Genomic DNA, 14,929 nt, shown 5'->3' on the forward strand with positions numbered 1-14,929 from the left:
TGTTTTAGGCTTGTTCAGCACGTTCTTTTTCTTCTTTAAGAACTACTTTACGAGATAGATTTACACGACCTTGGTTATCAATTTCGATACATTTTACAAGTAATTGATCACCAATTTTTAAAACATCTTCTACTTTATTCGTACGTTCTTCTTGAATTTCTGAAATGTGTAGTAAGCCATCTTTTCCTGGGAATATTTCACAGAATGCACCGAATTTCTCGATACGTTTTACAGTTGCCATATAATATTCGCCAACTTTAGCTTCCCGAACGATGGATTCAATGATTTCTTTTGCGCGTTTATTCATTTCCTCATTAGCAGAAGAGATGTAAATTGTACCGTCTTGTTCTGTATCGATTTTTACGCCCGTTTCATCGATAATTTTGTTAATCGTTTTACCACCAGATCCGATAACGTCACGAATTTTATCTGGATTAATATGAACGACTTCAATTTTCGGTGCATATTTCGATAAGTGAGTGCGCGGTGTATCTAATGTCGCAAGCATTGATTCTAAAATAATCATACGACCTGCTTTTGCTTGTTGTAACGCCTCTTCTAAAATATTGCGGGATAAACCATCAATTTTAATATCCATTTGAAGTGCCGTAACACCTTTTGCAGTACCGGCTACTTTAAAGTCCATATCTCCAAGGTGATCTTCCATACCTTGAATATCAGTTAAAATTGTGTAATGTTCCCCTTTCTTTACAAGACCCATTGCAATACCAGCTACAGGGGCTTTAATCGGAACACCAGCATCCATCATCGCAAGCGTCGACGCACAAATAGAAGCTTGAGAAGTAGAACCATTCGATTCTAGTACTTCCGAAACACAACGAATCGCATATGGGAAATCAGACTCGTCTGGAATTACAGCAAGTAATGCACGCTCTCCTAATGCTCCATGTCCAATTTCACGACGACCTGGTCCGCGCATTGGTCCAGTTTCTCCAACAGAGAATTGAGGAAAATTGTAATGGTGCATGAAACGTTTTGACTCTTCAAGCCCTAAACCATCAATAATTTGGACGTCACCTAATGGTCCTAATGTACAGATGGAAAGTGCTTGAGTTTGTCCACGTGTAAATAATCCTGAACCATGAGCACGTTCTAATAAGCCAACTTCAGATGAAAGAGGTCGAATTTCATCGACTTTACGACCATCAGGACGGATTTTTTCTTCTGTAATTAAACGACGAACTTCATCTTTTACCATTTTATCTAAAATGGATTTCACTTGTTTTAATGTATCTTCATCTGCTTCTTGCTCTTCAAAGTTAGCGATTACACGCTCTTTTACCGCGTTAATGGCATCTTCACGAGCGTGTTTTTCCACTGTTTGAATCGCAGCGTTCATTTCTTCTTCACAAAGGGCTTTCACTTGAGTTGAAAGTTCTTCATCGATTTCATATAATTCTACTGCTAATTTTTCTTTACCAACTTCTGCAACAATTTGTTCTTGGAATGCAATTAATTTCTTAATTTCTTCATGACCGAACATAATTGCTTCTAGCATGATTTCTTCTGGAACTTCTAACGCTCCAGCTTCTACCATGTTGATGGCATCTTTGTTTCCTGCCACAGTTAAGTGAACTGTACTTTTTTCTGATTGTTCCGTTGTTGGGTTAAGAACGAATTCACCATCGATATAACCAACATGTACACCTGCGATTGGGCCATCAAATGGAATATCCGAAATAGCCAAAGCTAAAGATGAACCAAACATTGCTGCTACATCTGTTGGGCAATCTGGATCTGATGACATAACCATTGATATAACTTGTACTTCATTACGGAACCCATCAGGGAACATTGGACGAATAGGACGGTCAATTAAACGGGAAACTAAAATCGCATGCTCTGATGGACGACCTTCACGTTTAATAAACCCTCCTGGAATTTTACCAGCTGCGTATAGACGTTCTTCATAGTTAACTGTTAATGGGAAGAAATCTAATGCTTTTGGTGTTTTTGACATTGTTGCTGTCGCAAGTACCGCTGATTCACCGTAGCGAATTAATGTTGCGCCATTTGCTTGTTTAGCTAGCTGTCCTACTTCTACTACTAGTTGTCGGCCAGCCCATTCATATGAATAGACTTTCTTTTCGGTCATATAATGAACCCCTTTCTCTTGAAACACACTACGTCACGATTTTATCCCGCTATTTTGCAGTCACAACCTAAAAGAGGAAGTATCTGCAAAAAGCTAGATAATCACTTACAACCAATTGATACTTCCATCGATTGATTGTTTCATTCTTATATACCATTAGTAAGTGTATCAAAAAAGCAATTTCTATGCTAAATATTTTCAATATAATTATGGCTTTTTCGTATATTTTTTACAAATTATTTAGGAGATAATATTTCTATCCTTATTTATAAATATTTACTAACAACTTTATACATAAATAAAAAGCGGGAATGTTCCCGCTTTTTTTAAACAGAGCAAAGCTACTCTGCTTTTCTTATTATCGACGTAAACCTAGACGATTGATTAGTTCACGGTAACGTTGAACGTCATTTTCGCGAAGATATTTTAATAAGTGACGACGACGACCTACTTTTTTAAGAAGACCACGTTGAGAGTGGAAATCTTTTTTGTGAGTACCTAAGTGATCATTTAAAGCATTGATTTCAGCAGTTAATACTGCGATTTGTACTTCTGGAGAACCAGTATCTCCTTCGTGAGTACGGTACTCAGCGATAATTTCGTTTTTACGTTCTTTTGTAATTGCCATGTTAAATGGACCTCCTAAATAATAATTTACACCACTAGCACAGCAGTCGTTGGAGAATCGAAATGCCGAGCTAAGGTATAGTGCGCATAGCACTTAATGAATAGTACCATACTTTGGTTTTACAATCAACTATTACGAAGTGTCTTGAAATATTCAATCGCTTCGTTTTTATCTCGTTCGATTTGAGCTTTTAATGATTCAATACCATCAAATTTTTGCTCATTCCGAATGCGTTTATACCAACCAACTTTCACTTCTTCACCGTAAATATTTTTCTCAAAGTTTAAAATGTGTACTTCAATCGATAATTGTTTATCATCTGGATTTTTAAATGTCGGTTTATATCCAACATTGCAAACCCCATCATACCATTTATTTTGAACTAAAATTTTGACCGCATACACACCGATTGCGGGTATAAAGCTTCCTTCGATGGACTGGATATTAGCTGTCGGAAATCCAATTGTACGGCCACGCTTATCTCCATGGACAACTAGACCTGGCACCTCATATGCACGGCCAAGCAAGTTAGCGGCACTTTCCATATCGCCTTCTTGTAAATATTGACGAATTCTTGTGGAACTAATTTTCTCTTCCCCGTCTGTTTGTTTGTTAATGACGGATACTCCATAATCTCCATTACTGTACTCTTTCATTATATCCATATTTCCCTTTCCGAAACTACCAAATGAAAAATCAAAACCTGCTGAAACATGTTTTACATTTAATTCCCTAATAAAATATTGAATAAAATCTTCCGGTGATAGTTTCGCAAAATCGGATGTAAATTGGACGACAAAAACATTTTCTACGCCAATTTCCTCAAGAATATCTAGTTTTTGTTGCAAAGGCGTTATGTAAAATACCTTTTCTTTACGACCTCCTAGAACAATAGACGGATGAGGATCAAAGGTCATAACGGCACTTTCGATTTCTAATTGTTTGGCCATTTGAATCGCATTTTGAATAACTGCTTGATGCCCTCTATGTACACCATCAAAGAATCCTACTGCAAGTGAGTATGCAGTAGATTCATTTACTAGATTTAATTGATGGGGGTATTTTAAATGAACAACCTTCATCTGAAAACTTTCCTCCTTCATTATTAGTTTGGGAACATTTTTTCTGGTTTCATTAAACCTTCTTTTGTTGGGTGCTCTACATAGACCGCAAGAGCTTTTCCTTTTATACTAAATACAATTTTATCATTTTCTTTCAATAATGTATGTTTTGGAAGTACTTGTCCATTTAAAATTTGTTTCTCATTAGATTGATCGATTTCAATAAATGGATAGGATGATAGGGCATATTCAACAGGTAAAATGATTTGTTCCACCCTTTCTTCCTTCATCATTTCTTGTACTTGTTGTAGTGTAACACAATTCTCTTTATGAAAAGTACCAGAAGCAGTTCTTACTAGAGAAGCCATATGGGCAGGGAATCCTAATTTTTCTCCAATTTGCACAGCAAGGGTACGAATATAAGTCCCTTTACTACACGCAATTCGTATACGGAAAGTAACTTCTTCCCCTTCAAAGCTTTCTTCGTTATCCAACAATTGTAATGAATAAATGGTCACTTGTCTTGTTGGACGTTCGACTACTTCTCCTTTGCGGGCATATTCATATAATTTTTTACCGTTCACTTTTACAGCCGAATACATTGGTGGGGTTTGTTCAATCACTCCAGTTAAACTTTCCAAGGTTTCGAACAACTGTTGTCTTGTAATTTTTTTAAAGGTAGGGTCTTCTTCAACTGTCTCACCTTCTGCATCTTCCGTTGTCGTTGTTTTTCCAATGGATACAACGGCTTCATAGACTTTTCCAGCATCAGTTAAATACTCCGCGATTCGAGTTGCCTGGCCAATACAAATCGGTAAAACACCTTCGACACCTGGATCTAATGTTCCAGTATGACCCACTTTTTTTGTTTTTAAAATTTTTCTTAATTGAAAGACGCAATCATGGCTCGTCATGCCTCTTTCCTTCCAGAGAGGTAATATGCCGTTCATATTGTACTCCTTAAACTATATTTCTTATTTTTATCAATCTATATACACGTTCGTCTAAAAAACAGAAAAAGCCTACATCGCACAACTTTATGCAGATGTAGGCTTTACATAACTTTTATTCCTCATGCAGGGAACGTAGCAATGCATCGATTTTGTTCCCATATTCCACAGCTGAATCAAATTCAAAAGTGATCTCAGGAGTACGACGCAAGCGGATTCGATGTCCGATTTCTGTACGGATGAAACCAGATGCTTTTACTAAAGCCTTTAACGTCTCTTCCCGTTCCCGTTCACTACCAAGAGATGAGATGTAAACCGTTGCTTGTTGAAGATCACCAGTTACGGCTACATCAGTAATTGTAACAAACCCAACTCTTGGATCTTTTAATTTACGAGTAATGATATCGCCAAGTTCTTTTTTCATTTGCTCAGCTATTCGATTTGAACGTAATGACATAATTGTGCCACCTCTTTTTTAAAGTAAGAATGCTGCCCCTTCAATTTCACGAAATTAAGCCTCGTTATACTTAATTGACGGGTGATGTAAGAAGGCCATTTTCTTACCTTAAATATTTTCAAATATCTATTTAAACCTGTACGCCTCTGCGTAATTTGTCCCTTTTGCGGACGCTATTATAAATAATCTTTCCAAACCTCGAGTTGTTCCCAAGAAGGATTGGATTGAAGGAAGTGAAGTGCATGATTGATTTCTCGCTCTGCACTCATCTTTGATGATGACACACAGACAAGAGCGATTCTTGTCCGTTGCCATACATTTTGATGATCAATTTCTGCTACAGAAACATTAAATTTCTGTTTTGTCCGTGTAATCATTCGCTGGAGAACAGCTCGCTTTTCTTTTAACGAATGGGAATCAGAAATAATGAACTCAACTTCCGCATAGACAATCATTATCGTTTAATTTCTTCCATAACGAAGGCTTCAATAATGTCGCCTTCTTTAATGTCATTAAAGTTTTTAATCGTAATACCACATTCGTAACCTTTTGCAACTTCTTTTGCGTCATCTTTGAAACGTTTTAATGAATCTAATTCACCTTCGAATACAACGATTCCGTCACGGATGACACGAACGCCAGAATCACGAGTTACTTTCCCTTCAGTTACGTAAGAACCAGCGATTGTACCAACTTTAGAAACTTTAATCGTTTGACGAACTTCAGCTTGACCAATGATTTTTTCTTCATATTCTGGATCAAGCATCCCTTTCATCGCAGCTTCGATTTCTTCAATTACTTTGTAAATAATACGGTGTAATCGAATATCTACTCCTTCTGCTTCTGCTGCACGTTTCGCATTATTATCTGGACGTACATTGAAACCAATAACGATTGCGTTTGAAGCAGCTGCTAATGAAATATCAGATTCTGTAATCGCACCGGCACCAGTATGAATAATTTTAACGTTAACACCTTCAACGTCAATTTTCATTAATGATGCAGCCATTGCTTCTACAGTACCTTGAACGTCTGCTTTGACAATAATATTCAATTCTTTTACTTCGCCTTGTGACATTTGCTCGAATAAGTTATCTAGCGTTACACGTTGTTTTTCAGAACGACTAGCTTGAATAGCAGTCATAGCACGTGATTCACCAACTTGACGAGCTGTTTTCTCATCTTCGAAGACAACAAAACGGTCACCAGCTTGAGGTACTTCGTTAATACCTGTAATTTCAACAGGTGTAGCAGGACCTGCCTCTTTAACACGTCGGCCAAGATCGTTCACCATCGCACGGACACGTCCATAAGCATGACCTACAACGATTGGATCACCAACACGTAAAGTACCATCCTGTACTAATAACGTAGCAACAGAACCTCTTCCTTTATCTAATTGGGCTTCGATAACTGTACCGATAGCTGAACGATTTGGATTTGCTTTTAATTCTGCTACTTCCGACACTAATAGTATCATCTCTAATAGCGTATCAATACCTTCACCTTTAAGGGCAGATATTGGAACGAAAATTGTATCGCCGCCCCAGTCTTCAGGAACAAGTCCGTGTTCTGTTAATTCTTGCATTACACGATCTGGGTTTGCAGAAGGTTTATCCATTTTGTTTACTGCAACAATAATTGGAACCTCAGCTGCTTTCGCATGGTTAATTGCTTCCACTGTTTGAGGCATTACACCATCATCTGCAGCGACAACGATGATCGCTAAATCGGTAATACTTGCACCACGGGCACGCATTGTTGTAAATGCAGCGTGTCCAGGAGTATCTAAAAATGTAATTTTCTTACCATTAATATCAACTTGGTATGCACCAATATGTTGCGTGATACCACCAGCTTCACCAGCTGTTACTTTTGTATGGCGGATAGAGTCCAATAATGTTGTTTTACCATGGTCAACGTGTCCCATAATTGTTACAACTGGAGGACGTTCTTCCATAGATTGTTCGTTTTCTTCATTTTGTTCAAAGTACACATCTAAATCTGTAATATCAACGCGTACTTCTTCTTCCACTTCTACACCATAATCGGCACAAATTAACTCAATCGCGTCTTTATCCAACTCTTGGTTAATCGTTGCCATGACACCAAGCATAAATAATTTTTTAATAATTTCTGATGGCTCACGGTGTAATTTTTTTGCAAGCTCAGCAACAGATAAAGATTCGTAAAACGTAATTTTTTCCGGTAATTCTTTAGGCGTTACTGGTGCTTGTGGTTGTTGATGTTTAGGTTGGCGACGTTTCCCCCCGTGAATACCAGGTTTTTTACGTTGATTAAATCCGCCTTTGTTGTTGTTTCGATTGTTATTATTGTTATTATTGTTATTTTGATTTTTATTATTATGATCCATATTTTTGTTATGGTTACCCTTATTCTTTGGTTTTTCGCCGTTTGATTGAGGCGATTGTTTTTTTTCATTGTTTGTTTGATTTGGTGATTTCTTTTGCGGTCTATTTTGCTCTCTCGTTTGAGACTTTTGAGCATTTGGTGTAGCTTGTTTCTTTTCTTTCGTCTCTTGTTTCGCTTGACCTTGCGTTCCTTTATTAAAAACAGAATCTAATTTCGAAACGGCATCTCCTTCAAGCATTGACATATGATTTGAAACAGTGATGTTTAATTTTTTTAGTTCTTCTATAACTTCTTTACTTGATTTACTTACTTTTTTCGCATATTCATGAACTCTAATTTTGGTCATCTGCTCACCCCCGATTAATTTTCGTTGAGTAGACTAGACATCTTTTTCGCGAATCCGCTATCTGTAATAGCAAGTGCGACACGTGCTTCTTTACCAATTGCAGTCCCTAGTTGGTAGCGATCACCAAACACATGATACTCAACGTTGTAATACGTACATTTATCTTGAATTTTTTTACTCGAATTTTTTGAGGCGTCAGCTGCTAGTAGTACAAGTTTTGCTTTATTCGTACGTATTTCCTTTACTACTAACTCTTCCCCTGAGACTACTTTTCTTGCTCTTGCTGCTAATCCTAATAGTTGCAGTAGTCTCTGATTCATAAAATTGACTCCCGTCGAATCAGTTTAATGAGTTCCTCATAAACTTCCTCTGGGATTTTCACTTCTAATTGGCGCTCTAATATATTTTTCTTCCGTGCAGCTTCCACTGCCTCTTCCGATTTTGAAATATATGCACCGCGTCCTGATTTTTTCCCTGTTATATCGACCGATACTTCTCCTTCTTTTGAGCGAACAATTCGTATCATCGATTTTTTAGGAAGCATCTCGCCCGTTACGACACACTTACGTAAAGGAACCTTTTTTTTCGTTGACATGAGGTATCACCTTCCCTATATAAAACGAGAAAATTAAAAGTTATTTCTTAACGGTATCGTTATTCTTCGTCGTCTTGATAAAGGTCGTATTCAATATCATCGAAGGAAGAAGCTTTTTCTTCTTGTACGAAACGACTTGTCTCGTTCGGATAAATTCCTAATTCACGAGCATCTGTTTCACTTTTAATATCAATTTTCCAACCTGTTAATTTAGCAGCAAGACGTGCATTTTGACCACGTTTACCAATAGCAAGGGAGAGTTGATAATCCGGTACGACAACCGTCGTCGATTTTTCTTCTTCGTTTACGATAACATCTAATACTTGCGAAGGGCTTAATGCATTGGCAACGAATACGACTGGATCTTCTGACCATTCTACAATGTCAATTTTTTCTCCATTTAATTCGTTCACAATTGTTTGCACCCGCGCACCTTTAGCACCAACACATGCACCTACTGCATCGATTTCTTCATTATGAGCATAAACGGAAATTTTAGAGCGATCCCCGGCTTCACGAGCAATGGATTTTATTTCTACAATGCCTTCAAAAATTTCTGGAACTTCCATTTCGAATAGTCTACGAAGTAACCCTGGATGTGTACGAGAAACAATGATTTGAGGTCCGCGTGTTGTACGTTCAACTTTTGTGATATAAACGCGAATTCTTGCTTGAGGTTTATAGACTTCACCTTGAATTTGTTCATTTGTAGGTAATGCAGCCTCTACCTTACCTAAGCTAATGTAAATGTTGCGAGCGTCTTGACGTTCAATTACACCATTTACAATATCATCGGTACGGTCTACATATTCTTCGTAGATTAATCCGCGCTCTGCTTCACGAACTCGTTGCGTAACAACCTGTTTAGCTGTTTGTGCAGCTATACGGCCAAAGTTTCGAGGAGTTACTTCTTGCTCTAATACGTCACCAATTTCGTAAGCAGGGTTAATTTCTTTAGCATCTTCAAGAGAAATTTGAAGACGGTCATCTTCCACTTCTTCAACGACATCTTTACGAGAATAGACGACCATTGAACCATTCTCTAAATTTAAATCGACACGTACATTTTGTGCTTGATTAAAGTTTCGTTTATATGCAGTTACTAATGCAGCTTCGATTGCTTCAATTAAAATATCTCTTGAAATGCCTTTTTGCTGCTCCAGAGCAGTTAAAGCATCTAGTAAATCACTACTCATTTTTGTTTTCACTCCTAAATAGCTAGTTTGATGAAAAATCGATTGCAAGTCGTGCTTTAGCGATTTTTTCTTTTTCGATAAATATCGTCATTTTACGTGTTTTAATACGAATTTCAAGCTCTAAACCTTGTTCAGTATATGCTCTCAAATAGCCTTGGAATTCTTTCATGTCCTTAATTGGCTCATATGTTTTCACATAAATAAATTTACCTACTGCTTTTTTAAAATCAGATTCTTTTTTTAATGGTCGTTCCGCACCAGGTGAAGAAACTTCTAAATAATAGTTTTGCTCGATTGGGTCCGTTTCATCCAGAACTAAACTTAGGCGCTCACTCACAATAGCACATTGATCAATATCAATTCCGCCTTCAGGTGTATCTATATAGACACGAAGGAACCAATTGCGGCCCTCTTTCAGAAACTCTATATCGACTAATTCTAGGTTCAATTCTTCTAAAATTGGTGTAACAAGCTCTTCAATTACTGACGTTACTTTGCTCATAGTATCCTCCCTACGTAATTGTCTGCTGCTTATACATGTTAGATGACAGTAGTTAGTTAAAAAACAGAAATTCCACCAAAAATGGTGAAATTTAATGTAGTACCTAAAGGTAAGAAAAATTTGGATTAGCGTAACAACAGAAAAGAGCGGGAAAGCCCCACTCTTTTGCTGTAAAACTATCAACAAATTATTACCATAACAATAGCACAAAATATTACTTAATGCAAATTTACGTAAATGTGTTATGACAATGGTAATAAATCAAGTATCTCCTAGTCTTTCTGCTCATAACGACGGCTCATTTTATTAGAATAAAGAAAGTTGATTCGCATCTGGAAGTCCTTCTAAACATCCTAAAGTATCCATGTACTCGATTAATGTTTTTGAAACTCGACCCCGTTGTTGTAAATCTTCTTTCGATAAAAATTCGCCATCTTCTCTAGCGGCAACAATTGCTTTCGCAACGTTCGTTCCAAGACCAGGAATCGCGTCAAAGGGTGGAATTAATGAATTACCGTCTATTATAAATTCACTTGCTTGCGAACGGTATAGGTCTACTTTTTTGAAGCTCATACCTCTTTCGCACATTTCTAATGCAAGTTCCAAAACTGTCAGTAAGTCTTTTTCCTTTTTGGAAGCATCTAACCCTTTTGCGTTGATTTCATCGATACGAGAACGAATCATCGCCGAACCTTGTGTCATCGCAATTAAGTCAAAATCACTTGCACGAACAGTAAAATAAGCAGCGTAATATAAAATAGGATGATGCACTTTAAACCAAGCTATACGTACCGCCATTAAAACATAGGCTGCGGCATGGGCTTTCGGGAACATGTATTTAATTTTTTTACATGAATCGATATACCACTCCGGTACATTTTGTGCTCGCATTTCTACTTCCATCTCTTCTGTTAATCCTTTCCCTTTACGTACGGATTCCATAATTTTGAAAGCAAAACTTGGCTCTAAACCTTGATAAATTAAATACACCATAATATCATCACGACAACCAATTACTTCGGATAAGACACAAGTGCCGTTTTGAATTAATTCTTGAGCATTTCCTAACCATACGTCAGTACCATGGGATAGACCGGAAATTTGAACAAGTTCACTAAAAGTAGATGGTTTTGTATCCTCTAACATTTGACGTACGAATCTTGTACCAAACTCAGGAATACCTAAAGTACCTGTTTTACATCCAATTTGTTCTTCGGTTACCCCAAGGGATTCTGGAGTTGAGAAGATTTTCATTACTTCTGGGTCATCGGTTGGGACTGTTTTCGGATCGATACCAGATAAATCTTGTAGCATCCTAATCACAGTCGGATCATCGTGTCCAAGTATATCCAGCTTTAACACGTTATCATGAATGGAGTGGAAGTCAAAATGGGTTGTTTTCCACTCTGCATCTTGGGCATCTGCCGGATATTGCACCGGTGTAAAATCATATATATCCATATAGTCTGGTACGACGATAATACCACCTGGGTGCTGTCCAGTCGTCCGTTTTACCCCGGTACAACCTTGTACAAGTCGGTCCACCTCTGCTCCACGGAAAGTTACATTATTGTCATTGGAATAGCCTCTTACATAACCATAAGCTGTTTTTTCAGCTACTGTACCAATTGTTCCAGCACGATATACATAATCTTCCCCGAACAGTACTTTCGTATAATTATGGGCTTGAGGCTGGTATTCCCCAGAGAAGTTCAAGTCGATATCAGGTACTTTGTCTCCTTTAAATCCTAGGAATGTTTCGAAAGGAATGTCTTGTCCATCCTTTTTATAACGGGTACCACATTTTGGACAATCTTTGTTTGGTAAGTCAAATCCGCTACCAACCGAACCATCATCGAAGAACTCTACATTTTTACAATTTGGACAAATGTAATGGGGTGGTAACGGATTTACTTCCGTTATTTCCATGAAGGTTGCCACTAGTGAAGAACCTACAGATCCTCGGGAACCTACTAAGTATCCATCGGCTAGGGATTTTTTCACCAATTTCGCAGAAATTAAATAAATTACTCCGAATCCATTTCCTAAAATAGACTTTAACTCTTTTTCAATACGAGCTTTTACAATTTCAGGTAATTCTTCCCCATAAATTTTATGGGCCATTTCATATGTTAAATTTGTAACTTCCTCGTCAGAACCTTCAATTTTCGGTGTATATAGCTCATCTTTAATCGGTTTTACATCGGTGATCATATTAGCAATTTTTTGCGAGTTCGTTACTACAATTTCTTTTGCTAAATCCGGACCTAAAAAATCGAATTCCTTTAACATTTCATTCGTTGTACGGAAATGTACAGCAGGTAATTTGTAACGATTTAATGGATTTGCACCACCTTGAGAACCAACTAAAATTTGTCGGAATACGCTATCGTTTTCGTGTAAATAGTGTACATTTCCAGTTGCTACGACCGGTTTTTCCAAACGCTTTCCAAGCTTCACTAATTTGCGAATAATATCTTCCAAATTCCATTCGTCATGGATTGTTCCGCCCTCTATTAATGGAGCATAAACGGGTTTTGGGTGTACTTCAATATAGTCATAAAATTTCGCAACCTTTTCGGCTTCTTCTGGCGATTTATTCATCATCGTTTCAAATAATTCCCCATTACTACATCCAGAACCTACGATGAGCCCTTTACGATATTTGATTAAATCCGAACGGCGAATTCGTGGAACTCGATAATATGTTTGAGTATGGGCAATGGAGATTAATTTAAATAAGTTTTTCAACCCTTCATTGTCCATTGCTAAAATTGTGCAATGATATGGGCGAGATTTTTTATAACTTTCATTTTTATCAATATGTTGATTGAATTCGTCGTGATAATGAATTCCTTTTTCCTTTGAATCTTTTAATAAATGTAAAAGTAATTCGCCCGTTGCCTCTGTATCGTAAATAGCCCGGTGATGCTGAGTTAACTCAATACCGTATCGTTTACAAAGCGTATTTAAACGATGACTTTTTAAAGTCGGATTTAAAAAACGGGATAATTCTAATGTATCAATTACTGGGTGTACAATGCCTTGGATACCTGCTTTTTCATAAGCGGTGTATAAAAATCCCATATCGAAAGAAGCATTATGGGCTACAACGATTGCATCGCCAATAAACTCTTTAAATTCCGTAATGACCTCGTCCACTTCCGGTGCATCTCGTAACATATCATCGGTAATATGGGTTAACTCGATAATTTTAGCTGACAACGGTTTGTGGGGATTAGCAAAACGTTCAAATTTATCAATTACTTTGCCTTCCTTCATTTTTACAGCAGCTAATTCAATAATTGTATCGTAAGCAGTTGAAAGACCTGTTGTCTCTACGTCAAATACAACATATGTCGCATCTTCTAAAGGGATGTGCTGTTCTGCATAAGCAATTGGTGAACCATCATCCACTAAGTTTGCTTCAACTCCATATATAATTTTAATCCCATGTTTTTTTCCTGCCGCATAGGCCTCAGGGAAGCCTTGAGCGACCGCATGATCCGTAATCGCAATAGCAGGATGCCCCCATTTTGCAGCTTGTCCCACTAATTGATCAATTGGTGTGACAGCATCCATTTGACTCATTGGTGTATGTAAATGAAGTTCTACCCGCTTTTCCCCTTCAGGTGCAGTATCTTTACGAGATTCTTTATATACTTCATTAATATCTTGGGCCATGACAACTAAATCTCGAACGAAGGTATCATTTTGAACTGAGCCGCGCACCTTTACCCACATTCCTTTTTTTAGTTGGGCCATTCTTTCAGCATCTTCTTTATCGCGAGAGAACATTTTTACTAAAATAGAATCGGTATAATCGGTCATTTTTAATTCTAATAATGAACGTCCACTTTTAAGCTCTTTAATATCGACAGCAAAAACAAAACCTTCTAACACAACTCGACGTTCTTCTTCAACTACTCGACGAATTTCCATGATTTCTGTATCTTTAATGACATTACCTAACTGGAATGGGCCGTTACTAACAACTGCTTCCGGATTATCACTTTTCGCCTTTTCACGGCTTTGGAAATCTTCCATTGCTTGTTTTGCGAGTTGTGCTTCTTCTAATTGTCGTTGTTCGATATATTGTTGTCTTGCCTCTATCATTTCCTCTGTCGCTTCAACAAGTTGGAAATCGACTGAGAAAGGCGGAAATCCTAAGTTCCCATATGCTTCTACAATTTTTTGTGCATATTTTGACTTTAAAGTAAGCTGTTCCATTTCAGCCATACAATTGACAATCAGCTTATTTCCCGTCCATTGGGGAATTTGATTCATCAATCGATCTTTTAAAGGAGGTGAAGCATCCAATTGTTCCACTGCTGTTAGCCAATAATCCGATATCAACTGTTCTGTTACTTGCGGATTTCGTGCTTCAATAACGATTGATGCTTGTGCGATATGAGAGAACTGCTCTGCCATTCTTGTCCGAAATAATTGATACAATTGGAATGGTAAAATATTGTTTAATGTAATGGAAAAACTCCATATCCGATTTTTTTTATGAACGGTTAGTCGCGAAAGTTCTCCTTGTTCAAAAAAAGACATGTAGACATCTTCCGTCAGCTGTAGTTGTTGCAACAAAGTTAAAAATCTTTCTCGTGCTTCTTGGTTGTCTACCACCTTACTCACCACCTAGTTTTACAAATATTTTAAAGTAGATAAATTTGTTTTTTAATTTCCTTTAAAAAGGCAT

The 14,929-nt window shown here is 37.4% G+C and carries 12 protein-coding genes; all 12 read right to left on the reverse strand.

The window, feature by feature from the left end; genetic code table 11:
* Window positions 1–4 precede the first annotated feature (4 nt).
* The gene (gene pnp, locus H9636_RS03535; protein WP_191706264.1) at window positions 5–2,116 is read right to left on the reverse strand and encodes a polyribonucleotide nucleotidyltransferase; all 2,112 of its coding nucleotides are present in this window, start codon (window positions 2,114–2,116) and stop codon (window positions 5–7) included.
* A gap of 358 nt (window positions 2,117–2,474) precedes the next feature.
* Window positions 2,475–2,744, reverse strand: a complete 270-nt coding sequence (gene rpsO / locus H9636_RS03540; protein WP_191706265.1) for a 30S ribosomal protein S15 — start codon at window positions 2,742–2,744, stop codon at window positions 2,475–2,477.
* 125 nt (window positions 2,745–2,869) lie between these two features.
* Window positions 2,870–3,826 carry a riboflavin biosynthesis protein RibF gene (ribF, locus tag H9636_RS03545; protein WP_191706266.1) on the reverse strand — a complete coding sequence of 319 codons (957 nt, stop codon included), beginning with the start codon at window positions 3,824–3,826 and terminating at the stop codon, window positions 2,870–2,872.
* A 23-nt stretch (window positions 3,827–3,849) separates the two neighbouring features.
* On the reverse strand, window positions 3,850–4,755 hold the full coding sequence (truB, locus tag H9636_RS03550; RefSeq protein ID WP_191706267.1) for a tRNA pseudouridine(55) synthase TruB: 906 nt from the start codon (window positions 4,753–4,755) through the stop codon (window positions 3,850–3,852).
* 115 nt (window positions 4,756–4,870) lie between these two features.
* Window positions 4,871–5,212: a 30S ribosome-binding factor RbfA gene (rbfA, locus tag H9636_RS03555; protein WP_122970400.1), complete on the reverse strand. Its 342-nt coding sequence runs from the start codon at window positions 5,210–5,212 to the stop codon at window positions 4,871–4,873.
* A 176-nt stretch (window positions 5,213–5,388) separates the two neighbouring features.
* Window positions 5,389–5,667 (reverse strand): DUF503 domain-containing protein, encoded by a 279-nt coding sequence (locus tag H9636_RS03560; protein WP_122970399.1) that lies wholly within the window; start codon window positions 5,665–5,667, stop codon window positions 5,389–5,391.
* Window positions 5,667–7,931, reverse strand: a complete 2,265-nt coding sequence (gene infB, locus H9636_RS03565) for a translation initiation factor IF-2 (protein WP_191706268.1) — start codon at window positions 7,929–7,931, stop codon at window positions 5,667–5,669. The genes H9636_RS03560 and infB overlap by 1 nt, the downstream gene beginning before the upstream one ends.
* Before the next feature lie 14 nt (window positions 7,932–7,945).
* Complete coding sequence (locus H9636_RS03570; RefSeq protein ID WP_122970397.1) at window positions 7,946–8,251, reverse strand: YlxQ family RNA-binding protein; 306 nt, start codon at window positions 8,249–8,251, stop codon at window positions 7,946–7,948.
* On the reverse strand, window positions 8,248–8,526 hold the full coding sequence (rnpM, locus tag H9636_RS03575) for an RNase P modulator RnpM (RefSeq protein WP_191706269.1): 279 nt from the start codon (window positions 8,524–8,526) through the stop codon (window positions 8,248–8,250). Before rnpM ends, H9636_RS03570 begins: the two co-directional genes overlap by 4 nt.
* Window positions 8,527–8,585: 59 nt before the next feature.
* On the reverse strand, window positions 8,586–9,722 hold the full coding sequence (gene nusA, locus H9636_RS03580; RefSeq protein WP_191706270.1) for a transcription termination factor NusA: 1,137 nt from the start codon (window positions 9,720–9,722) through the stop codon (window positions 8,586–8,588).
* 22 nt (window positions 9,723–9,744) lie between these two features.
* Entirely contained in the window at window positions 9,745–10,224 is a 480-nt protein-coding gene (rimP, locus tag H9636_RS03585) for a ribosome maturation factor RimP (protein WP_191706271.1), read from the reverse strand.
* Between the two features lie 306 nt (window positions 10,225–10,530).
* A complete protein-coding gene (locus tag H9636_RS03590) occupies window positions 10,531–14,856 on the reverse strand; it encodes a PolC-type DNA polymerase III (RefSeq protein ID WP_191706272.1) in 4,326 nt (1,441 codons plus the stop codon).
* Between the last annotated feature and the right edge of the window lie 73 nt (window positions 14,857–14,929).

Origin of the sequence: Ureibacillus galli (assembly GCF_014836845.1) — a bacterium.
In the GTDB taxonomy this organism is placed as follows: domain Bacteria; phylum Bacillota; class Bacilli; order Bacillales_A; family Planococcaceae; genus Ureibacillus; species Ureibacillus galli.